Source organism: Kitasatospora sp. NPDC088346, from assembly GCF_044740765.1.
Classification (GTDB): domain Bacteria; phylum Actinomycetota; class Actinomycetes; order Streptomycetales; family Streptomycetaceae; genus Kitasatospora.
Genome location: NZ_JBIURH010000006.1, coordinates 258,462 through 280,319, shown reverse-complemented (window position 1 = coordinate 280,319; position 21,858 = coordinate 258,462). Strand labels below are relative to the sequence as shown.

17 protein-coding genes, 1 tRNA gene and 3 pseudogenes are annotated in these 21,858 nt (G+C 73.3%); 8 read left to right on the top strand and 13 right to left on the bottom strand.

The window, feature by feature from the left end; translation table 11 throughout:
- Window positions 1-5: 5 nt before the first annotated feature.
- Complete coding sequence (locus ACIOFR_RS12090) at window positions 6-671, bottom strand: TetR family transcriptional regulator (protein ID WP_400995291.1); 666 nt, start codon at window positions 669-671, stop codon at window positions 6-8.
- Between the two features lie 190 nt (window positions 672-861).
- On the opposite strand from ACIOFR_RS12090, the gene ACIOFR_RS12085 reads away from it, so the two are divergent.
- Window positions 862-2,109, top strand: coding sequence for an acyl-CoA dehydrogenase family protein (locus tag ACIOFR_RS12085; RefSeq protein WP_400995289.1), 1,248 nt, complete (start codon window positions 862-864; stop codon window positions 2,107-2,109).
- A 74-nt stretch (window positions 2,110-2,183) separates the two neighbouring features.
- On the opposite strand, the gene ACIOFR_RS12080 is transcribed toward ACIOFR_RS12085, so the two are convergent.
- From ACIOFR_RS12080 to ACIOFR_RS12065, 4 genes and pseudogenes are all read right to left on the bottom strand, one after another.
- Window positions 2,184-2,849 (bottom strand): hypothetical protein, encoded by a 666-nt coding sequence (locus ACIOFR_RS12080; RefSeq protein ID WP_400995286.1) that lies wholly within the window; start codon window positions 2,847-2,849, stop codon window positions 2,184-2,186.
- Window positions 2,850-2,881: 32 nt separating this feature from the next.
- Window positions 2,882-3,664, bottom strand: a complete 783-nt coding sequence (locus ACIOFR_RS12075; RefSeq protein WP_400995284.1) for an enoyl-CoA hydratase/isomerase family protein — start codon at window positions 3,662-3,664, stop codon at window positions 2,882-2,884.
- A gap of 32 nt (window positions 3,665-3,696) precedes the next feature.
- Window positions 3,697-4,116 carry a RidA family protein gene (locus tag ACIOFR_RS12070; protein WP_400995281.1) on the bottom strand — a complete coding sequence of 140 codons (420 nt, stop codon included), beginning with the start codon at window positions 4,114-4,116 and terminating at the stop codon, window positions 3,697-3,699.
- A gap of 195 nt (window positions 4,117-4,311) precedes the next feature.
- Window positions 4,312-4,860, bottom strand: a pseudogene (locus ACIOFR_RS12065) (GNAT family N-acetyltransferase); the annotation flags it as partial.
- Between the two features lie 108 nt (window positions 4,861-4,968).
- Here ACIOFR_RS12065 and ACIOFR_RS12060 point away from each other — a divergent pair.
- Window positions 4,969-5,418, top strand: a pseudogene (locus ACIOFR_RS12060) (TetR/AcrR family transcriptional regulator); the annotation flags it as partial.
- A gap of 135 nt (window positions 5,419-5,553) precedes the next feature.
- Window positions 5,554-5,763 (top strand): annotated as a pseudogene (locus ACIOFR_RS12055) (TetR family transcriptional regulator C-terminal domain-containing protein); the annotation flags it as partial.
- Between the two features lie 109 nt (window positions 5,764-5,872).
- On the opposite strand, the gene ACIOFR_RS12050 reads toward ACIOFR_RS12055, so the two are convergent.
- Window positions 5,873-5,945: transfer RNA gene (locus ACIOFR_RS12050), tRNA-Arg, on the bottom strand.
- Between the two features lie 830 nt (window positions 5,946-6,775).
- On the opposite strand from ACIOFR_RS12050, the gene ACIOFR_RS12045 reads away from it, so the two are divergent.
- The 5 genes from ACIOFR_RS12045 to ACIOFR_RS12025 all read left to right on the top strand — a co-directional run bounded on the left by ACIOFR_RS12045 (window position 6,776) and on the right by ACIOFR_RS12025 (window position 12,636).
- A complete protein-coding gene (locus ACIOFR_RS12045; RefSeq protein ID WP_400995279.1) occupies window positions 6,776-7,342 on the top strand; it encodes a single-stranded DNA-binding protein in 567 nt (188 codons plus the stop codon).
- Window positions 7,343-7,718: 376 nt separating this feature from the next.
- Complete coding sequence (locus ACIOFR_RS12040) at window positions 7,719-9,116, top strand: thioester domain-containing protein (RefSeq protein ID WP_400995276.1); 1,398 nt, start codon at window positions 7,719-7,721, stop codon at window positions 9,114-9,116.
- 405 nt (window positions 9,117-9,521) lie between these two features.
- Window positions 9,522-11,186: an energy-dependent translational throttle protein EttA gene (gene ettA / locus ACIOFR_RS12035; protein WP_400995273.1), complete on the top strand. Its 1,665-nt coding sequence runs from the start codon at window positions 9,522-9,524 to the stop codon at window positions 11,184-11,186.
- A gap of 190 nt (window positions 11,187-11,376) precedes the next feature.
- Window positions 11,377-11,883, top strand: a complete 507-nt coding sequence (locus ACIOFR_RS12030) for an acyl-CoA thioesterase (protein WP_400995271.1) — start codon at window positions 11,377-11,379, stop codon at window positions 11,881-11,883.
- Window positions 11,884-11,943: 60 nt separating this feature from the next.
- Complete coding sequence (locus tag ACIOFR_RS12025; RefSeq protein WP_400995269.1) at window positions 11,944-12,636, top strand: hypothetical protein; 693 nt, start codon at window positions 11,944-11,946, stop codon at window positions 12,634-12,636.
- A 34-nt stretch (window positions 12,637-12,670) separates the two neighbouring features.
- Here ACIOFR_RS12025 and ACIOFR_RS12020 read toward each other — a convergent pair whose 3' ends face one another.
- The 7 genes from ACIOFR_RS12020 to ACIOFR_RS11990 all read right to left on the bottom strand — a co-directional run bounded on the left by ACIOFR_RS12020 (window position 12,671) and on the right by ACIOFR_RS11990 (window position 21,837).
- Window positions 12,671-13,075 (bottom strand): globin, encoded by a 405-nt coding sequence (locus ACIOFR_RS12020; protein ID WP_400995267.1) that lies wholly within the window; start codon window positions 13,073-13,075, stop codon window positions 12,671-12,673.
- An 82-nt stretch (window positions 13,076-13,157) separates the two neighbouring features.
- A complete protein-coding gene (locus ACIOFR_RS12015; RefSeq protein ID WP_400995265.1) occupies window positions 13,158-14,291 on the bottom strand; it encodes an ABC transporter permease in 1,134 nt (377 codons plus the stop codon).
- Window positions 14,288-15,205 (bottom strand): ABC transporter ATP-binding protein, encoded by a 918-nt coding sequence (locus tag ACIOFR_RS12010; RefSeq protein ID WP_400995263.1) that lies wholly within the window; start codon window positions 15,203-15,205, stop codon window positions 14,288-14,290. The genes ACIOFR_RS12015 and ACIOFR_RS12010 overlap by 4 nt, the downstream gene beginning before the upstream one ends.
- 105 nt (window positions 15,206-15,310) lie before the next feature.
- Complete coding sequence (locus tag ACIOFR_RS12005; RefSeq protein ID WP_400995260.1) at window positions 15,311-16,714, bottom strand: FHA domain-containing protein; 1,404 nt, start codon at window positions 16,712-16,714, stop codon at window positions 15,311-15,313.
- A gap of 52 nt (window positions 16,715-16,766) precedes the next feature.
- A complete protein-coding gene (locus ACIOFR_RS12000; RefSeq protein ID WP_400995257.1) occupies window positions 16,767-18,101 on the bottom strand; it encodes a VWA domain-containing protein in 1,335 nt (444 codons plus the stop codon).
- A 39-nt stretch (window positions 18,102-18,140) separates the two neighbouring features.
- Window positions 18,141-19,280, bottom strand: coding sequence for a PP2C family protein-serine/threonine phosphatase (locus tag ACIOFR_RS11995; protein ID WP_400995255.1), 1,140 nt, complete (start codon window positions 19,278-19,280; stop codon window positions 18,141-18,143).
- A gap of 43 nt (window positions 19,281-19,323) precedes the next feature.
- Complete coding sequence (locus ACIOFR_RS11990; protein ID WP_400995253.1) at window positions 19,324-21,837, bottom strand: tetratricopeptide repeat protein; 2,514 nt, start codon at window positions 21,835-21,837, stop codon at window positions 19,324-19,326.
- Between the last annotated feature and the right edge of the window lie 21 nt (window positions 21,838-21,858).

The following is a 21,858-nucleotide window of genomic DNA, read 5'->3' as shown; positions in this document are numbered from 1 at the left end:
GCGGGTCAGCCGGTCGGCGCCGCGGGGGCGTCCGGCGTGGCGGGGACGGCCGCGCCGGTGATCGCCTGAGGCAGGTCGGCGGCGGCGGCGAGCCGGCCCCAGAGCAGGTCGGCCAGCGCCTGCACCATCCGGGCCCGCGGGCAGGGGCGCTGTTCCAGCCACCAGTCGCCGACCGCCAGCACCATCCCGGTGACGGCCCGCCCCCAGGTCTCGGAGAGCAGCGGCCCGTCCGCGCCGAGGTCGACCTGCACCTGGACGGCCTTGGTGATCTCCTCGGCGATCTGTCGCAGTGCGGGGGCCAGGGCGTTGCCCGCGCCGGTCGGGTCGCCGCTCTCGGGGTGGGTGAGCAGCCGGTAGACCTGCGGGCGCGACTCGATCGCGGCCAGGTAGGTGTCGAGCACGTGCTCCACCCGGTCGCGCCGCTCCAGCGGCTCGTTGAGGGCGGCCCGGACGGCCGCGAGCAGGCCGCTGGTGTGGCGCTCCGTCAGGGCGGTGATCAGGCCGTTCCGGTCGCCGAAGTGCCGGTACAGGATCGGCTTGGTGATGCCCGCCTCGGCGGCGATCGCGTTCATGCTCGCCCCGGGGCCCTCGCGCTGGACGACCCGGTCGGCGGCGTTGAGCAGCTGCTCGCGGCGGAGCTCGCCGGCGGGCTGGGCGGGGGGCGTCGACACGGTGGGCGCTCCTGCGGTCGAGGGGGTCGGGGGGTGGGGATGAGCGTTGACAGGGCCTGCCCATCAGTAGCAGACTCCCGTCATGTTACCCGAGGTAACACGCCCTGTGGCGTGGGCTTCTGCCGATGCGCGGCCCCGACGCCCGACCTGATGCCCGACCCGATGCCCGAACCCGTTGACCGGAGGCACCATGAGCACCTTCTCCCTGGACCCGGGCCCGGACCAGCTGGCCGTCCGCGACTGGCTGCACGGCTTCGCCGCGGACGTGATGCGGCCCGCCGCCGCCGAGTGGGACGAACGCGAGGAGACCCCCTGGCCGATCATCCAGGAGGCCGCCCGACTCGGCATCTACTCCCTCGACTTCTACGCCCAGCAGTACTTCGACCCGTCCGGGGTGGGCATCCCGATCGCGATGGAGGAGCTGTTCTGGGGCGACGCCGGCCTCGGCCTCGCCATCGTCGGCACCACGCTGGCCGCCGTGGCCGTGCTCGCCAACGGCACCGACGAGCAGATCGGCACCTGGGCGCCGCAGATGTTCGGCACCCCCGACGACCTCAAGCTCGCCGCCTTCTGCTCCTCGGAGCCCGACGCCGGCTCGGACGTCTCCGCCCTGCGCACCCGCGCGGTCTACCAGGAGGCCACCGACGAGTGGGTGCTGAACGGCACCAAGACCTGGGCCACCAACGGCGGCATCGCCGACGTGCACGTGGTCGTGGCCACCGTCGACCCGGCGCTCGGCGCACGCGGGCAGGCCTCGTTCATCGTGCCGCCCGGCACCCGGGGGCTCGCCCAGGGGCAGAAGTTCAAGAAGCACGGCATCCGCGCCTCGCACACCGCCGAGGTGGTCCTGGACGACGTCCGGCTGCCCGGACACTGCCTGCTCGGCGGCAAGGAGAAGCTGGACGAGCGCCTCGCCCGGGCCCGGGAACGGGCCGCCGGCACGGCCGCCGGCTCCGGCGGTTCCCGTGGTTCCGGCAAGAACGCGGCGATGGCGACCTTCGAGGCCTCCCGACCGGCCGTCGGCGCCCAGGCGATCGGGATCGCCCGGGCCGCGTACGAGGTGGCGCTGGACTACGCCGGGACCCGGGTGCAGTTCGGCCGCCCTATCATCGACAACCAGGGCGTGGCCTTCCAGCTCGCCGACATGAGGACCCGGATCGACGCCTCCCGGCTGCTGGTCTGGCGGGCCTCCTGGATGGCCGCCACCAACCAGCCGTTCACCGCGGCCGAGGGCTCGATGTCCAAGCTGTACGCCGGCGAGACGGCGAAGTGGGTCACGGCGCAGGCGATGCAGATCCTCGGCGGCAACGGCTACACCCGGGAGTACCCGGTCGAGCGGATGCACCGCGACAGTGCGATCTACACCGTCTTCGAGGGCACCAGCGAGATCCAGCGGCTGGTCATCGCCCGGGCGATCTCGGGGCTGCCGATCCGCTGAGCCGGCGGCCGTCGGCGGGGCCGGCCGGCGCGGCGCGGGGCGCGGCCCGGTCCGGGCGCTCCGCCCGGTCGGGGTCAGCGGGCCGCCCAGAAGGTCAGGCCCGCGGTCAGCGCGCCGACGACCGTGCCGGCCACGGTCTGCGCGAGGGTGTGGTCCCGGAGCACCACCCGGGACCACGCGACGACGGCCACCACCGGGGCGACCAGCAGCCACCAGGGGCTCAGCGCCAGGGCGAGGCAGACGGTCGCGCCGCCGGTCACCGCCGTGTGCACGGAGATCTTCCACCACACGGTCACCAACAGCAGCGGCAGCAGCGAGGCGAACATCGCCAGCACGATGGCCGTCATGTCGGTCGGGGCGTCCAACACCACCATGGTCACCAGGCTGATCAGCACCGACAGCAGGACCAGCGGCAGCACCACCAGCCGCCGCTTGCGGTGGCCGACGTGCCGGTCCTCGATCTCGCCCCGGCGCATCCCGCGCCGGATGAACCAGGTCGGGATCACGGCGGCGAACAGCGCCGCGAACGCACCCCAGCCCAGGCCCACCAGCCCGTAGCGGACGGCGCCCAGCAGCAGCACCAGCGCGATGATGACGTTCTTCGGCTCCACCCCGTCGGTGACCAGCCGGGCCATCCGGTGCTCGGGGACGGCCGGGGCGGCCGGGATGCCCGGGCCGGGCGCCGCGGACGCGTCGGTCGCACCGGTCGCGTCGGGAGAGGTCTGGGCCGTGGGGTTCATCAGCTGCCGTTCTGCGGGAAGGAGACGCTCGGTCAGAATTGTGCCTCCCGCCGCTCCAGGAACGCCGACAGCCCCTCCCGGACGTCCGGCGCCAGCCGGGACTTGCGTTCCCAGGGCGCCACGGCCGCGCCGGCCCGCTCCGGCGAAACGGCCAGTGCGGCCTTCACCGCACCGATCGTCTGCGGTGAGCGCCGGGCCAGCAGCCGGGCGAACTCCACCGCCCTGGCGTCCAGTTCGGCCGGCGGCAGGACCTCCTCGACCAGCCCGTACCGCTCGGCCCGCCCGGCCGGCACCAACTCGCCGGAGAAGAGCAGGTACTTGGCGCGGGCCGGCCCGACCAGCCGGGCCAGCCGGACGGTCGGCACGGCCGGGTAGACCACGCCCAGCTTGGCCGGCGTGATGCCGAACCTGGCGTCCTCGGCCGCGAACCGCAGGTCGCAGGCGACCGCGAGCTGGCAGCCGCCGCCCACGCACGCGCCGTGCACCACGGCCAGGGTGGGGTGCGGGAAGGCGGCCAGCGCTTCCTCGGCGGCCACGTTGTCCGCGTGGTACGCGTCGGCCTGCGCGGGGTCCGCGTAGACCCCGGTCAGCTCGGTGATGTCGGCGCCCGCGGAGAAGGTGCCGCCCGCGCCGGTGAGCAGCAGCGACCGGACGTCCGGGTGCGCGGCCAGCCGGTCCAGGACCCGGGGCAGGCCGCGCCACATCGCCAGGGTGACGGCGTTGCGGCGCTCGGGGCGGTCCAGCAGCAGGGTGGCGACCGCACCGTCCACCCGGGCGCGCAGGCCGTCCACTCCGGTGTCGACCGGCTCGACCATTCAGTGCCTCCACGGGTGCTCGTCGGTGCGCCTCACCCTTCCACAGCGGGTCGCTCCGGGACGACGGCGGTCACTGTGATCTCCACCAACTGGCCGGTGTAGCCCAGGCAGGCCACGCCCAGCAGGGTCGAGGCGTGCGGCCCGTCGGCCAGGCCGGAGGCGTTCACCACCTCCCAGACCTCGGAGAGCGGGCCGGGGAGCGGCGCCACCACGTAGACCGTGCTGGCGACCACCTGCGGCAGTCCGCTGCCGATCGACCGGAGTGCGGCGTCCAGGTTGGCGATCACCTGGTGCGCCTGGGCGACGTGGTCGCCGGGGCCGACCAGCGTGCCGTCCGCGTCCAGCGGCACCGCGCCGGCGAGGAACGCCAGCCGGGTGCCCGGCTCGACGACGGCGGTGTGGGCGTACCCGGGCGGCGGGAAGAGGCCCGGGACGGTGCTTCGGCGGATCATGCGCGGCGCTCCTCGGATCGTCCGGTCCGCACGATCATCGGGTGCGGGCGGCCGGCTGTCACCCGGGTTTCCGGTGTCCCGTCAGCTGGCCGCGCCGCCGCTGGCCGCGCCGCCGCTGTCCGCGCTGCCGCCGTCGGCGGTCGCCCCGTTGCCGTCGGCGTCGCTGCCGTCCGCGGTGCCGCCGTCCGCGTCCTCGCCGTCGGCGGGGCGCCACTCGTGCGCCAGCAGGGACCACACCTCGTAGTCCAGCCGGACGCCGTTGTGCAGCGCGTACTCGCGCAGCACGCCGTCCAGCCGCATCCCCGTCCGCCGGGCGACCGCCCGGCTGCGGGCGTTGACGGTGCTGTTCCACCACTCGACCCGGTGCAGCCCCCGCTCGACCAGCGCGTAGTCGACCAGGTGCCGGACCGCCGCGCCGATCAGGCCGCGGCCCCCGCCGGCGGGCTCGCTCCAGACGCCGATCTCACAGGTGCCGGCCTTGGCGTCGAAGTGGACGAACATCGCGCCGCCGACCAGGGTGCCGTCCAGCCAGATCCCGAAGATCCGGCCGCTGTCGGTGGCCTGCCGGTCCGCGTACGACTGGAGGGTGGCGCGCGCCGAGTCCAGGTCCGTGGAGCGGGCGGCCCAGGGGATCCAGGGGTCGACGGTCTCCCGGGCGCGGTCCATGTGGGCGAGGAACTCGGTGGCCTGCCAGGGCTCCAGGGGGCGGAGCTCGGCGTCCTCGGTGAGCGGGATGGCGTACACGGCGGCCTCCGGTCGGCTGCGGGTGGGTGCGCGTGGGTGCGGGGCACCGCCGCGGGGCGGGCCCCGGCCAGAGTACATAACAAACGTTTGGTAGGTACCATGGCCGCCATGACGCCCGCCCGAGGAGACCACGAAGCCCGCCGAGCCGACGTCTCCGAGGCGGTCTGGCGGGTGCTGGCCGCGCGCGGCTTCGGCGGCCTGACGCTGCGGGCGGTCGCCGCGGAGATGGGCGCCTCCACCGGGCTGCTCACCCACTACTTCCCGAACAAGCGGGCCCTGCTGCGGCACGCGCTCGACGTCCTGGACCAGCGCTCGGCCGCGCGCGCCAGGCCGGCCTCGGAACGGGCCGGCGCCGGCCTGGAGATGCTGAGGGCCACGCTGCTGGACATCCTCCCGCTCACTCCGCTGAGCGCGGCCGGGAACCGGATCTGGGTGGCCTCCTGGGACGTTGCGCTCGCCGATCCGGAACTGGCCGAGGAGCACGCCGAGCGGTACCGGAGAGCCAGGCTCCGGATGGCCGGGCACGTCGTGGACGCACGGCGGCGGGGTGAGCTTCCGGACGGATCCGGTGGTTCGTCCCGCAGCTTGTCGGGCGGCTTGTCCGGCGGAACGTCCGGCGGTTCGTCCGGCGGTTCGTCCGGCGGTTCGTCCGGCGGTTCGTCCGGCCGGGACGGAACGGACGAGGTCCGCGTTCCGGGCACACCGTGCGGTGCGGATGAAATGCGCGGACCGGATGAAATGCGCGGAGCGGGCGGATCGGGCGGATCGGCCGAGGATGTGGCGGCGGCGGCGCAGAGTTTTGTACTGGGGTTGGTGGTGCAGGCGCTCTTCGCGCCGCGGGAGTTCCCCGCGGAACGCCAGATTCAGCTGGTGGACCGTTATCTCGCCGGTCTCGTGGCGGGTGCGGCCGAGGGTGTTGTGACGGGCGCCGGAGAGGGAGTCGAGCCCGGTGCCGGCACGGGCCGGACCGGTGCCGATGGATTCCACCGCGGGTGATTCGGGTGGATGTGGGCGCCCCCAGCAGGATTCGAACCTGCGACCTACCGCTTAGAAGGCGGGTGCTCTATCCGCTGAGCTATGGGGGCCGGGCGGGGTGTCGGGCCGGATAAACCGGCCCTCGACTGCGCTGAGTGAGGGACTGCGAACGCATTGTGTCGGTCTGCGGCAGGCTCCTCGGGTGCCCGGCGTGCGGGCACACCCGGCCCCTGGCCGGGGGCTGGATGTTCCGGGACAGGATACGGGTGTCGGGATCCTCCGCCGGGCGTTCAGGCGTCGGGTCGGGTGTGTCGGCCTTGGTGGAGCCGTCCGATAATCGCAGGTGGTGGCCGGACGTGCAGCGCCCTGGCGGGCCTTGGGGCCGGACGTTGTGCACTCGTTACGGGGCTGCCTCCTCACCCGTTATGGATTCGGTGCGGAGAATACCCGGCCGTCCTTGCGGGTGGGGGCCGGATTTGGGTTACTTCGGTCGGATGACATGGCCCGGACGGCTGCCCGGCCACCCGTTCGGTGCTTGGCGGGATGTGCGGTTTGCGCGATTCGTTGTCATGTCCGCGGTCAGGTCAGGGTTCCCGTAGCTGCCGAATTCCGGGTGAATTCACTCGGTCGAGCTATTTGCGTTGTCCACAGCCGCGACTTGTCCACAGGAATTCGGACGATCCTGGCGCGCACCGGCTCGGGATTGCACTCTCTTCCCGGGCGGATCGCTCCGCCGAATGCCTCGGCGGATTTCTTCGGGGATTCGGTCGGCGCGTCCGGTCACGGGTCGCCGGGCGGTGAATGGCCGTCCGGCGGAGGTGCCCGGCGGGCGGCCGAATGGCGGTCCGCGGGTGGGGCTGCGGGGGGTGCGTGCGGCCGCCGGCGCACGGCGGTTGACGGGTGGTCGGCGGTGTTCGGCCGGAGATCGGGAAGGTGTGCCATGAACGAAACCCTGGTGACCATGGTCGGGAACGTCGCCTCGGCGGTGAGCTACGCGCAGACGTCGGCCGGGGTGCCGGTCGCCAACTTCCGGATGGCGACCACGGAGCGTCGCTACGACCGGGGCAGTGGCGACTGGGTGGACGGCGACACCAGCTGGGTCACGGTGGTGGCGTGGCGCTGGCTCGCCACCAACCTGGTCGCCTCGGTCAGCAAGGGCGATCCCGTGGTGGTCAGCGGCCGACTGCGGGTCAGGGAGTGGGAGCAGGAGGAGCAGCGGCGTTCGGGGGTGGAGATCGACGCCCGGGTGGTGGGTCACGACCTCTCCCGGGGGACGTCGGCGTTCCGCCGTGCGGTGCAGGCCGGGCCGGAGCTGGTCCCCGGCGGCGCAGGTGGGGCGGGGTCGGGGGCCCGTCCGGAGCTGCCGCCGGCGGTGACGACCGTCGAGCAGGCGGTGCCGGGCTGGATCGTCGCCGCGGTGGAGGCCAGGCGGGTGGCAGACGTGTCCGATGTGTCCGATGTAGGCGTCTCGTCCGGGGAGTTGACGGGTAATGGAGGTGGCGGGTGAAGCAGGTGGTGGAGTTGTGTCGAGCCGGGGGGAACATGTCGACTAAGGTTCAAAGCTGATCGATTTTCCGGCACTTCGGCGGCCCAAGAGTGCAAAGCCCGACGGATCGCGGATTCGACGGGGCATTCTGTCGAAGCGTCAACCACTGCCGACGCTTGGCGGTTTGGTAACGATACAGCCACGGAACTGTCCGGGTTTGCTACACGGGTTTGAACCTACCGGCTGGTCAATAAGATGCGTCTGGTCCACACAGGTGCTGTGGCGTCACAGGGGGCGCCGCATTGCAGGGGCGGCCGGCCATGAGCGCGGCCAAGCCCGAAGGGATCAATACATGTTCCACAAGCAGGCGCGGGTTCTCTCCCGTATAGCCACTGTCATGCTCGCATCGAGCCTGGCCGTGGCCGGCGGTACCTTCGCGGCGGGCGCGGCCCCCGCGCCGGCCGCCGACGGCGAGTCAGGTTCGGGGATCACCGCCACGATTCAGCCGACGATGCTGAGTGGGCCGGTCCAGGTCGATGCCAACCACAAGATCGACGGTGGGCTGTTCACCCTGCTGACCTCGGACGGCAAGAAGATCCAGACCTACTGCATCGACGTCGACCACGGCGTCGACATCAAGGGCAACATCAAGTACCAGGAGTCCGACTGGTCCTCCAGCTCGCTGGGCGCGCCCGGCAAGGCCGAGGCGGCCGGCAAGATCCGCTGGATCCTGGAGCACTCGTACCCCAAGCTCGACCTGGAGACCGTCAAGAAGGCCGCCGGCATCACCGGTGACTTCGAGAAGGAGGACGCGGCCGCCGGCACCCAGGCGGCGATCTGGCGCTTCTCCGACAACAAGACCACGGCCACCCCGCTCGACGCGGAGGCCAAGAAGCTCACCGAGTACCTCTCGGGTGCGGCCAACACCGGCATGCCCGAGCCCAAGCCGTCGCTGGACCTCGACCCGACCTCGGTGAACGGCAAGTCGGGCACCAAGCTCGGCCCGTTCAAGCTCAACAGCAGCGCCGAGTCGGTCAAGCTCTCGCTGAGCGACGACGCCTCCGGCGGCAAGGTCAAGCTGCTGGACAAGGACGGCAAGGCCGTCACCACCCTGAACGGCCCGATCGCCAAGGACACCCAGCTGTTCCTGGACGTCCCGGCGGGCACCGCGGCCGGTTCGGCCAAGGTCAGCGCCACGGCGACCACGGTCGTGCAGACCGGCCGCGTGTTCCTGAGCGTCGGCTACACCCCCGAGAAGCACAGCCAGAGCATGATCCTGGCCGGCTCCGAGGAGGTCACCGTCACCAAGACCGCGCAGGCCACCTGGACCCAGGCCAAGGGCCCGCAGCTGTCGGCCTCCGCCAAGATCGACTGCGCCAAGAACGGCGTCCAGGTCTCCGTCACCAACGGCGGTGACGAGGAGGCCGACGTGACCGTCGCGCCCGGCAAGACCGTCAAGGTCGGCGCCGGCAAGACCGAGACCGTGCTGGTCCCGGTCGCCGAGGACGCTTCCTACACCATCAAGGTCACCGGCCCGAACTTCACCAAGGAGTTCTCCGGCGTCCTGGACTGCAAGGTCTCCAGCACCACCGGTGGCACCGGTGGCGCGACCCCGTCCGCCTCGCCGTCCACCCCGGTCGGCAACGGCACCACCGGTGGCCCGAGCCTGGCCACCACCGGTGGCGGTAGCGGCACGGGCATCATCGCCGGTGTCGCCGGTGCGCTGGTCCTCGCCGGTGCCGGTGCGGTCTTCGCCCTGCGCCGTCGTGGCCGCCACGGCCGCAACGCGGTCTGAGGCACACCCGCCGCACACCCGCCGCACAGCCGGGCCCGGCCACCGGGCCCGGTGAGCGGCGGAACCACCGGGTGAGACAGAACCACTGAGTGAGAACGGTCCCGTCCGCCGCCGTCCGCGGCGGGCGGGACCGTCGCCTTTCCCGGCCCCGGAGCACGGTCACGTCCCGGCCCCGGAGCACGGTCACGTCCCGGCCCCGGAGCACGGTCACGTCCCGGCCCCGGAGCGCGGTCACGTCCGGGCTCCGGAGGCGACGCCGCAGGCCCCCCGACCACGGGCGCTGCCAGGCCCCGCAGCACGGCCGCTGCCCGGCCCCGGACCACGGCCGTTAGGGCGCCCGGGCCCGGTGCGGCACAATGGAAGGCTGCAAGCCGATTACTCACGACGACGCCGGAGCGATCTCACGTGGCGGAATTCATCTACACCATGCGCAAGGTGCGCAAGGCACACGGCGACAAGGTCATCCTTGACGACGTGACCCTCAACTTCCTCCCCGGAGCGAAGATCGGCGTCGTCGGCCCCAACGGCGCCGGCAAGTCCACCGTGCTGCGGATGATGGCGGGCCTGGACCAGCCCTCCAACGGCGAGGCCTACATCTCGCCCGGCTACACCGTCGGCATGCTTCTGCAGGAGCCCCCGCTCGACGAGACCAAGACGGTCCTGGAGAACGTCCAGGACGGCGTCAAGGAGGTCAAGGGCAAGCTCGACCGGTTCAACGAGATCGCCGAGCTGATGGCGACCGACTACTCGGACGCGCTGCTGGACGAGATGGGCAAGCTCCAGGAGGACCTGGACCACGCCAACGCCTGGGACCTGGACGCCCAGCTGGAGCAGGCCATGGACGCCCTGGGCTGCCCGCCCGGCGACTGGGCCGTCACCAAGCTCTCCGGCGGTGAGCGCCGCCGCGTGGCGCTCTGCAAGCTCCTGCTGGAGGCCCCGGACCTGCTGCTGCTCGACGAGCCCACCAACCACCTCGACGCCGAGTCGGTGAACTGGCTGGAGCAGCACCTGGAGAAGTACGCGGGCACCGTCGTCGCGGTCACCCACGACCGGTACTTCCTGGACAACGTCGCCGAGTGGATCCTGGAGCTCGACCGCGGCCGCGCCTACCCGTACGAGGGCAACTACTCCACCTACCTGGAGGCCAAGCAGTCGCGCCTCAAGGTCGAGGGCCAGAAGGACGCGAAGCGCGCCAAGCGGCTCAAGGAGGAGCTGGAGTGGGTGCGCTCCAACGCCAAGGGCCGGCAGGCCAAGTCCAAGGCCCGCCTCGCCCGGTACGAGGAGATGGCGGCCGAGGCCGACAAGATGCGGAAGCTGGACTTCGAGGAGATCCAGATCCCGCCGGGCCCGCGCCTGGGCTCCGTCGTCGTCGAGGTCAACAACCTCTCGAAGGCCTTCGGCGAGAAGGTCCTGATCGACGACCTGAGCTTCACCCTGCCGCGCAACGGCATCGTCGGCATCATCGGCCCGAACGGCGCAGGCAAGACCACCCTGTTCAAGATGCTCCTCGGCGAGGAGAAGCCGGACGGCGGCTCGGTCAAGGTCGGCGAGACGGTCAAGGTCAGCTACGTCGACCAGGGCCGCGCCAACATCGACCCGAAGAAGACCCTGTGGGCCGTCGTCTCCGACGAGCTCGACTGGATCAACGTCGGTCAGGTCGAGATGCCGTCCCGCGCCTACGTCTCGGCGTTCGGCTTCAAGGGCCCGGACCAGCAGAAGCCGGCCGGGGTGCTCTCCGGCGGTGAGCGCAACCGGCTGAACCTGGCACTCACCCTCAAGCAGGGCGGCAACCTGCTGCTCCTCGACGAGCCCACCAACGACCTCGACGTCGAGACGCTCTCCTCGCTGGAGAACGCCCTGCTGGAGTTCCCGGGCTGCGCGGTGGTCATCTCCCACGACCGCTGGTTCCTGGACCGGGTGGCCACCCACATCCTCGCCTACGAGGGCGAGAGCAAGTGGTTCTGGTTCGAGGGCAACTTCGAGTCGTACGAGAAGAACAAGATCGAGCGGCTGGGCGCCGACGCCGCCCGTCCGCACCGGGCCACCTACAAGAAGCTGACCCGGGGCTGAGAGCCGCAGGCATGCCATGCCACCCGTACGTCGGGCCGTCCGGGTTCGGACGGACGGTGGCAACGCAGCCGAAGCAATGGCCCGGCAGACTGCCTCCGCGGCGGTCTGCCGGGCCGCCGCCCGTGTGCCCCAGGGCCGCACGGACGGCACCCGGGGCCCCCGGGCCCCTCGATCGGTGAGGAGACCAACCGTGGCACGCCACATCTACGCCTGCCCCCTCAGGTGGTCCGACATGGACGCCTTCGGCCACGTCAACAACGTGGTCTTCCTTCGCTACCTGGAGGAGGCCCGGATCGACTTCATGTTCCACCGGGCCGCCGAGGCCGGCGCGGGGGAGTTCGCGGGCGGATCCGTGGTGGCCCGGCACGAGATCGACTACAAGCGTCCGCTGGTCCACCGCGCGGCACCGGTGACGGTGGAGACCTGGGTGACCCAGATCGGCGGGGCCTCGCTGACGGTTTCCTACGAGATCAAGGACGTCGCCGAGGACGGCACCGAGACGGTCTACGTCCGGGCGTCGACCGTCGTCGTCCCGTACAACCTGGCCGAGGGCCGGCCGCGCCGGATCAGCGCGGTGGAGCGGGAGTTCCTCAGCCGCTACACCGACGACGCCGCCGCGGATGCGGGCGACGACACCGAGGCCGTCGGCGCGGACACGGCGGGTACGCGCGGCAAGCGGGCCGTCGCGGCCGTCTGACCGACCCGGGGCCGGAACGGCCCGTACCGCCCCCGAGCGCACCGAGTGAGCTGATCACCCTTGACCACCATCACCCGCCTCCGTCTCGTCGACGCAGGGGACGGCGCCGACCTGGGCGCCTTCCTGCTGCGGCTGCTGCGTTTCGACCGGGCGGCCGCCGTCCGGCTGCAGGCGGTCACCGGCCCGACCGGGCAGGGCGTGCTCGCGGTGTTTGGTCGGCTGCCGCTGGGCGGCTCCGGGGTGCTGGCGATCCGCACCGCACGGCTGGTGGATCTGGACGCCGAGGTGGACGCGACCGTCTCGGCGGGCCGGCTGCTGGACTCGGTGGACCAGGCGGAGGGGACGTTCGCCGTCCCGGAACCGGTGACCGGCCCGGCCTGGGCGGGCCTGCTGCCGCCGCGGGCCGGCTGGCAGCCGGTCGGTACGCCGCCAGCCGGTGAGGTCTACCCCGAACTGATGGCCGCGGTACGGGAGTTCAAGGAGCGCAGCGCGCAGGTCCCGGAGCACCACCGGACCCGTGCGGTGCTGGACGGGCTGGCCGACGAGATCTGGTCCCGGCCGCTCGGCGTCCTGCCCGAGCTGCCGCTGCGGGCCGCGCACGCGGCGTACGTGATCGGCTTCCTCACCCCGGCCGCACCGCTCACCGTCCACCGGGCCGGCGGCTGGCTGCGGTTGAGCGCGCCCGCCGGTTCGGTCGCGCTGCGCCGCACCGCCGCGCCGGGCGCCGGACTGGGGCTGAGCCCGCTGATCTGAGCGGTCGCCCGCGCCGCACCGGCCGCGCCGGGCGTCAGCCGGCCGTGTTGATCATCGAGGCGGCGGCGTAGGTGAGGTAGTCCCACAGCTGCCGCTCGGCGTCCGCGGGCAGTCCCAGCGAGTCCAGGGCCGCCCGCATGTGCTTCAGCCAGGCGTCGTGTGCGGCCCGGTCGACGGCGAACGGGGCGTGCCGCATCCGCAGCCGGGGGTGGCCGCGCTCCTCGCTGTAGGTGCGCGGGCCGCCCCAGTACTGCATCAGGAACAGGGCGAAGCGCTCCTCGGCCGGGCCGAGGTCCTCCTCGGGGTACATCGGCCGCAGCAGCTCGTCCTGGGCGACGCCCTGGTAGAAGCGGTGGACCAGGAGCCGGAAGGTGGCCTCGCCGCCGACCGCGTCGTAGAAGGTCTCCTCGCTGAGCGTCTCGCGCCGGGTCTCGTTCACCCGACCATGGTCCCAGACGGCCCCGGGGGCCGTACACCGGGACTTCCGGCGTACGACCCCCGGGGGAGCGGTCGGGCCGCCGCTACGCGTCGTCCCAGTTGAAGAAGCGCCAGGCGACGGCGGACATCACCGCGGCGAAGGCGAGCAGGCCGCCCATGGCCGGGAGGACGTCCATCAGGCCGCCGCCCCGGCTGAGCACCGACTGGGCGGAGGTGACCAGGTAGTGCAGCGGGAACACCTTCGAGACGGTCTGCAGCCAGCCCGGGGCGCCGTCCAGCGGGAAGAAGGCACCGCCGAGGAAGGACATCGGCAGGATGATCATCTGGTTGATGCCGTTGGCCGCCTCCTCGCTCTTGGCGGCGGCGCCGGTGACCAGGCCGATCGACATGAACGCGATGGTCGCGCAGAGCACCAGCGGGACGACCAGCCACCAGCTGCCGCTCAGTTTCAGCCCGAAGAACGGGGTGGTGGCCACCGCGAGGAAGATCGCGGTCTGGGCCAGCGCCACCACGCCGCTCACCGCCACCCGGGCGCCGACCACGGCGCCCGGCGAGACCGGCGCCAGCCGCAGCCGCCGCAGCACCCGCTTCTTGCGCCAGCTGACCAGCGTGAAGGAGGCGCCGTAGACCGCGCCGGTGGCGATCGCCCAGCCCAGCAGGCCGGGGGTGAGGTACTGGATCGGCTTCAGCGACTCGTCCTCGACCTGGGAGGTCACCAGGGTGAAGGCCGGCGCCCGGCCCGAGGCCTGCTGGTTGGCACCCTGGACCACCGAGTTGACGATGCTCTGCACGCTGCCGGCCTTGACCTGGTCGGTCGCGCTGTAGCGGAGCTTCACCGTCCCGTCCGGCCCCTCGGAGAGCACGCCGTCGAGGTCGCCCTTGCGCAGCTTCTCCAGGGCGTCGGCCTCGTCGGTGACCCGGCTGATGGTGAGGACCTTCTCCAGCTGCTCCCGGCCCTCGCCCTGCACGGCGTCCAGCACCCGCACCTGGCCGACCTCGGCCACCTTCACGTGCGGCGCACCGGCGCTCTTGAACAGGGTGCCGAACAGCAGCAGGAACATCAGCGGCATCAGCAGGACGAAGAACAGCGCACCGCGGTCGCGGACGAACCCGAGCAGCATCACCCGGGTCAGTCCGCCGAACGCGCTGACCCGCTCCGACCCGGTGGACTCGGGCTCGGGGGCCTGCTGTCGTACGGGGGTGGTGGTCGCGCTCATGCCCGGTACTCCCGTCCGGTCAGCTGGAGGAAGACGTCCTCCAGGGTGGCGCCGCGGACTTCGAGACCGCGCAGCGCGTTCTGTTCGGCGAGTACCGAGAGCACCGGCGCGGGCAGCCGGGTGGACAGCGAGAGCGTGACGCCGTCGTCGTCCAGCCCGGTGAACTCGGCCCCGGCCGCGGTGAACAGCTCGCGGGCCCGGACGGTGGTCAGCTGCCCGGACTCCACGCTCACCCGGACGCTGTCGTCGATCTCGCGGACCAGGGCGGCGGGGGCACCGGTCTTGAGCACCTTGCCGTGGTCCATCACCGAGACCCGGTCGCAGAGCACCTCGGCCTCGTCCAGGTAGTGCGTGGTGAGCACGACGGTGCGGCCCTCGGCGTTGATGTCCCGCAGCAGGTCCCAGAGGTTGCGGCGGGCCTGCGGGTCGAGACCGGTGGTGGGCTCGTCGAGGAAGACCAGCTCCGGGTCGTGCACCAGGGCGCAGGCGATCGAGAGCCGCTGTGCCTGGCCGCCGGACATCTTGTCGGTCTGCACCCCGGCCGACTCGGTCAGGCCGACCCGCTCCAGCATCGCGTCGGCCCGCTTGGGACCGATGCCGTAGAACGAGGCGAAGGTGCGGATGGTCTCACGGGCCGTCAGCTTCACGAAGAAGGCCGAGGCCTGGAACTGCACGCCGATGCGCGGCAGCAGCTGCTTGTTGCGCGGCCACGGGCTGAGCCCGAGCAGCTCCACGCGGCCCTCGTCGGGCTCGCGGATCCCTTCCAGGATCTCCAGCGTGGTGGTCTTGCCGGCCCCGTTCGGGCCGAGAATGCCGTAGAACTCGCCAGTCGCGACGGAGAACGAGACTCCGTCGACGGCCTGGACATCCCCGTACCGCTTCCGGATCCCGTCGGCGGTTATTGCTTCAGTCATGCCTCCAGACCCTAGGACCCCAGGTGGGGGCTGTGAAGGCGGCTTGAGCAAAGCGTGAGGAAAACCGGCCGACCGGCGTCTGACGCACGGTCGGCCGACCCTGCGTCAGGCGCCGCGGTGCAGCGTGATGGTGGTCCACGCACCGAGGTGGATCCGGTCGCCGTCGTTCAGCGGGATCGCGGTGTGCGGGGGCACCGGGTCGGGGCTGCCGTTGACGGTGGTGCCGTTGGTGGAGTCCTGGTCGACCAGCACCCAGCTGCCGTCGGCCTGTTCGGCCAGCAGCGCGTGCTGGTGCGAGGCGCCCGGGTCCTCCGGGGCCACCGAGAGGTCGATCTCGGGCACCGTGCCGCGGTTCTGGCTGCGCCGGCCGATCCGCAGCTGGCCGCGCCCGGTCAGCGGGATCCGCCGCTCGGGGGAGTACGACGGGAAGAACAGGCCCGCCGCCTCCGGTCCGCTGCGGGTCATCATGTCGGTGAAGTAGTCGCGGTCGGCGCTGACCACCGCGATCCAGTTGATCCGTGCCGGCGGGGCGGGCGGCCCGGGCGGGGCCGGCTGCTGGGCGCCGCCGGGCGGCGCGAGCCGGAACGAGGTGCCGAGCTCGTCGCCGGGCCCGCCCTGGCCGGGCTGGGCGTAGACCGGGCCACTGCGCTCGTAGCCGTCCGGCTCGGGGAACGCCGGGGCCGGCGGGGCGGGCGGAGCCTGCTCGAACGGCGGCCGGTAGCCGGCCGGCTCGTAGGGGGAGGCCTGCTCGTAGCCCGGGCCCGGCTCGTACGGTGCCTGCGGGCCCCGGGGCGGCTGCGCGGCCGGCGGGGTCTGCGGCTCGTAGGGCGACTGCGGCTCGAACGGCGCCGGTGCCTCGAACGGCGACTGGCCCGCGGGCGGCGGGTACCCGTAGCCGGGTCGGCCGGAGGGCTCCGGCGCGGCCGGTGGCGGGTAGCCGTAGCCGGGGCGGCTGCCGGGCTCGGGCGCGGGCTGCCGGTGCCCCGGCTGCCCGTGCTGCTGTCCCTGGGGCCCGTGCTGCCCGTGCTGTCCCTGGTGCTCGTGCTGCTGGTGGTGCTGCTGGTGCGACGGGCCGGGCGGGGCCGGCGGCTGCAGGCGGGCCGGCGGCGGCGGGGGCCCGGCGGCGGACTGCGGGTGCGCCGGTGCCTGCGGCCGGCCGGCCCCGGGCAGCTGGTAGTCGTAGCCGCACTCCTCGCAGTACCGCCCGGTCTGCGGGGTCCGGCAGATCGGGCAGGTCACCAGGTCCGCGGTGAAGTCGGGGGCGGCCGGCGAGGGCGAGACCACGGTGGGCGTGCCGAACGGCGGCCCGGGCGGCGGGGGCGGGGTGCCGTACGGGCCGGGCGGGGCCGGCGGCGGGCCGGGCGGGCTGCCGAAGGGGCCGCCCGACGCCGGCGCGCCGGGGACGGCCAGGCCGGGCGGCGGAGTCATCGGGAAGCCGCAGAAGTCGCACCAGTCCTCGGCCTGCGACTCATGGCCCCTAGGGCAGATCGGCATCAGGTTCCCCCACATGTCCAGCTGGTCCGGCCCCGGGCGGCGGCCGGTCAGGTTCTCGGTCGGTCGATTATTTCTTGACCCGGACGGTCTTGGTCGACCGGGTCTCGAGTGTCATCGAATCGGCCTCGCTCACATCCTTGCGGAACCGAACGGTACCTTCCTTCGCGTCGACGACGTCGACGACCTTCTGGAGCAGTTTGAGGGTTCCCGCGTTTCCGGTCCGGTGGGCGAGCCGGACGGCCGCGCCGAGCTTGGCGGTGGCGCGGTCCACGTCCCCGGCGCGGTGGGCGGCGAGGCCCTCCTGGATCGAGTCGGCCAGCTCGGCCTGGCCGGTGTAGTGCGCGACCTGGGAGTTGATCCGGGTGGAGGAGGCGAGGTCGTCCGTCCAGACGGCCTTGACCAGCCCCTGGGACAGCACCTCGGGCGTGGCGTCGCCGGGCTGCGGCAGGACGAGGCTGATCCGGGCGGCGAGCATCTCGTTGCCGACGGCGGCCGCGGGCACCTCGACGCAGACGTGGTAGTCGCGGCTCTCGTCGCCCCAGGAGCCGGTCGGGTAGTCGCCGGCCCGGGGACCAGCCTCGGTGCGGCGGTCGGTGAGGTCCTCCACCGAGGGTGCGACCTGCTTGACGTAGGTGACCCGGGCGTTGGCCGGGGTCCACACCCGCAGGGCGACGTCGGCGACCTGCTTGCCCATGGCGGTGGCCATCATGGCGCGGAAGTCCTCGGCGAGGCCGTCCGGCTCGGCGACGATGTCGACCGTGCCGAGCAGGGCGGAGGAGATCTTCCGCAGCTCGGCGACCTCCCAGTCGGTGCCGACGCCGCGGCAGTCCGCGGTGAAGTACCCGGTGGCCAGGTCCAGCGCGCGCTGCAGCTCGGCCGGCTTCTCGTGCTCGTTGCGGCCGTCGGTGAGCAGGATGGCGTGCCGGATGGCGAGGTCGGGCCGGGAGCCGAAGAGCGCGTGGGCCTTGGTCAGCCAGGTGCCGATGGCGGTGCCGCCGGCCGGGGTGAGCTTGCGCAGGGCCTGCTTGGCCTGGGCCCGGGTGCTGCTGCCGGCGACCGCGAGGGTGCCGTCGCCGGGGTAGACCTCGGTGGCCTCGTGGGTGCCGGCGACCACGGCGAAGGCCACCCCGTCGCGGAGCGTGTCGATGGCGGCGGCGGTGGCCTCCCGGGCGTTCTTGGCCTTGGCCGCCGGGTACTGCATCGAACCGGAGCAGTCGACCATGACCACCACGCCGGCGGCGGGGCCGTCGCCCGGGAGCAGCGGGCGCCCGCCGGAGGTGCCGCCGCCGGTGGCGGTGACGGTGACGATGGCGTTGACCTCCCGGGCGCCTTCGGCGAGGTACTCGTTCTGGAAGATCTCGACGTCGAATCGGGGGGCACTGGGCCGGGACAGACTTGCCATGGGCTGAGAGCTCCTGTCGAGCGGTCAGGTGAGTGGGCGTCAGTCGGTGCTGGGTGCGTAGGCGGGCATCGGCGGGACGGCCCGCGTACCCGCCGCCGGGACGACCGGCAGGTCGGGCAGGGTGTCGTCGTGCCGCGGCTGTTGGACGGGCAGGTCGAGCATGGTCGCCTCGTACTCGGCCTCCTCCTCGGGGCGCTGGGCCCGCGGGGTGATCGGCAGGACGGCGACGGTGATGTTGTCGTGCCCGCCCGCGGCCACCGCGAAGTTCACCAGGGACTGGGCGGTCGCCAACGGCTCCGTCCGGGCGTCCCGGCGGACGAAGGTGGCCAGGTCGGTCGCGGCCTCGGCGTAGTTCCACAGGCCGTCGGTGCAGATCAGCACCACCCCGGGCACGTGCGGGGTGAAGCTGACGGTGTGCGGGTCGAGGTCCTCCGCGTCGGCGCCGAGCCAGCCGGTGATGGCGTGGGCGCGGGGATCGGCGTACGCCTCCGACTCGCCCATCAGGCCGGCGCTGACCATCCGGGCGGCCCAGGAGTCGTCCTCGGTCAGCCGGTACGGCTCGGCGGCGTCCCGGTCGTCCGGGATCCAGTACGCCCGGGTGTCGCCGACCCAGCCGATGGTGACCAGGCCGGCCGCCGAGATCGCGCTGACATAGGTGCAGGCGGGCGCGTTGAGGTGGCCGCCGGGCCGCTCCGGCGGGGTGCCGTCGTAGGCCAGGTCGGTCACCGCGCGGGCGGCGGCGGCGATCGCGCCGCGCATCGCCAGGGTCGGATCCTGGCCGTGCTCCAGCGCGGTCAGCAGGGCGGCCGAGGCGGCGTCCACCGCGGTGGCGGAGGCCTCGTCCGGACGGGCGGAGGAGGACACCCCGTCGCAGACCACGGCGATCACGGCGGGCGCGCCGTCGGGCAGCGCGGTGCCGGCCACGGTGAAGGCGTCCTCGTTGCGGTGGTGGCGCAGGCCGCGGTCGGAGACCCCGGCGACGCCGGACAGGGCGCGCTCCTGGTGGTCGCGCGGGCGGGGCTGGGCGGTGCCGCAGGCTTCGCAGTACCCGTCGGCGGCGAGTTCGGCCGCGCCGCAGCGCACGCAGCCCCGGGGGGCGGCGGCCGGGCCGTCGACGACGGTCGGGGGCCCGTTCAGGTTCGCGCCGCAGGCCCCGCAGAACGCGTCCTGAGGGTCCATCGGTTCGGCACAGCTGGGGCACCTGGTCTGCTGCGGCATTGCGTCACACCCACGTCCGGGGGCGGGCCCGGTTCGCCCGCTCCACCATCTCGATCCTTGTTTCGGCCCGGTCGGACAACCGCGCCAACACCCGGTAGGAGTGTTCCAGAGCGAACCGCAGTTCCCGTTCGGCGGGGGCGTGTCCGAGCACCTTCGGCTCGCCGTCGGGCCGGCCGCCGCCGGCCTTGCCGGCCAGCACCCAGCCGAGGGCGCTGTCGAGCACCTCGACGGCGAGTTCCTCGCGGTGCCGGGCGTCCAGGGTGAGTGCGTCCAGCTGCTCCGAGCAGCGGTGCAGCTCCGGTCCGAGCTCCTCCGCGGCCGACCGCCCGCGCAGCCGGGCGCGGACGGTGCCGACCCGGGCGGCGGTGAAGTGCGCGGAGGCCTCGGGCACCGCCTCCAGCGCCAGCACGGCGCCGGCCCGGTCGCCGGCCGCGAGCCGGACCCGGGCCAGGCCGAAGGCGGCGCTGACGTAGCTGCGGTCGGTGGTGCCGACCAGGCGGTAGAACTCGATGGCGTCGCCGGCGTTGCCCAGCAGCTCCGCGCAGACGGCCAGCGCCAGCTTGGGCGCGGGCTCGCCGGGGAAGGCGTCGTAGAGCGCGTCGAAGGACTCGGCGGCGGCCTCGGTGCGTCCGGCGGCGAGCGCGGTCAGGCCGCGGTACCAGACCACCCGCCAGTCGTCGGGGTGTTCCCCGGCCAGCTCGTCCAGGGTGTGCCCGGCGGCGGCGGGGTCGGCGAGTTCGAGCTCGGCGCGCAGGGCCCGCAGCCGCAGTTCGACGGACGGGGCGGGGGCGGCCCGCAGGGTGGCGAGCACCTCGGCGGGGCTGCCGGCGGTCAGTGCGGCGAGGAAGCCCGCGTTGGGGTCGACCGGGTCGACCCGGGGGATCGGCAGGGCCAGCGCGGCCTGTGCGGGGTCGAGCGGCTGCTCGGTGAGTTCGCTGTCCAGCAGGCGCAGTTCGGGCCCGAACAGGGTGGAGGCGGCCGGGCGGGGCCGGCCGTCCTTGAGGCTGAGGACCTCGCGCAGCACGCCGGTCAGCTGGTCGGCCATCTCGGCGGCGGAGCCGAACCGGCGGGCCGGGTCCGGGTCGGTGGCGCGGACCAGGAAGCGGTAGTAGGACTCGTACTCGGCGAGGACCGCGACCTCCTCCGGGCCGGGGAGCTCGTGCCGGTGGGTGGTGGAGTAGCCCTGGAAGTCGAAGGTGAGGACGGCCAGGGTGCGGGCGACCGTGTAGAGGTCGGAGGAGGGCGTCGGGCCGTCGGTGCCGATCTCCGGGGCCTGGTAGCCGACCGTGCCGTAGATCGGGCCGTCGTCGTCGAAGCGGCGGACCGCCCCCATGTCGATGATCTTGAGCGAGTCCTCGCTCTGGATCACGTTGTCGATCTTGAAGTCGCAGTACACCAACCCCCGGCTGTGCAGGTACCCGAGCGCGGGCAGCGCCTCCAGCGCGTACGCGATCGCCTGCTCCACCGGCAGCGGCTCGCGCCGGCCGTCCGCGGTACGGCGCTCGGAGGCGATGTCCTTGAGCGACTTGCCGCCGACGTACTCCATGACGATGTAGCCGTCGGTCGAGCCGGTCCGGGCGTCGGGGTGCTCCACGAAGTTGATGATGCGGACGATGTTGGGGTGGTCCACCTCGGCCAGGAAGCGGCGCTCGGCGACGGCCACCGCCAGCGCGTCCTCGTCGCCGGTGTCCAGCAGGCCCTTCAGGACCACCCACTTGTCGTTCACCCGGCGGTCGATCGCCAGGTAGATCCAGCCCAGGCCGCCGTGCGCAATGCACCCCAGCACCTCGTACTGGCCGCCGACCAGGTCCCCGCGCTCCAGCTTGGGGGTGAACGAGTACGGCGTGCCGCACTTGGTGCAGAAGCCGTCCGGCCGGCCCGGTCGGCCGTTCTTCTCCCGGCCGACCGGGCTCTCGCACTTGCTGCAGAAGCGCTTGCGCTCCGGGACCTCCGGGTCGGTCAGCACCGCCGAGGCCGGGTCCGGGGCCGGCACCGGCGGGACGGTCACCAGGCCGGCGCCGAGGTTGCCGCGCCGGGCGCTGCCCCGGGAACCGGTACCGCTGCGCACCGAGACCGCCGAGCCGCGGCCGGTGCGCGCGGAGGAGCGGTGCGAGCGCGAGCGGCCGGACATCGTCCGCACCGAGCCCGAGCGGGCCGAACCGGAGCCCGAGCCCGAGCCGGACCGGGCGGCGGGCACCTTGGCCGGCGCCGCCGCGGCGGCCAGGCCGCACTCGTCGCAGTAGCCGTCCGCGTCGATCGCCCCGCCGCAGCCGTCCCGGCCGCACGCGCCCCCCGGCTGCGGCCCGGACGGTCCACCACCGGTCGCCGAGGCGCCGGCCACCGCAGACCCCCCGGCCGCCGCAGACCCCCCGGCCGCCGCAGACCCCCCGGCGGCCGCCGCCGACCCGGCGCCGGCCGCGACCGGCTGCGGGGCGAGCCCGCACTCCGTGCAGTACCCGTCGGGGTCGATCTCCCCCGCGCCGGAGCACTCCGGTCGCCCGCACACCTCAGCCGCCATCAGTACCGTCCCCCCCTAGCC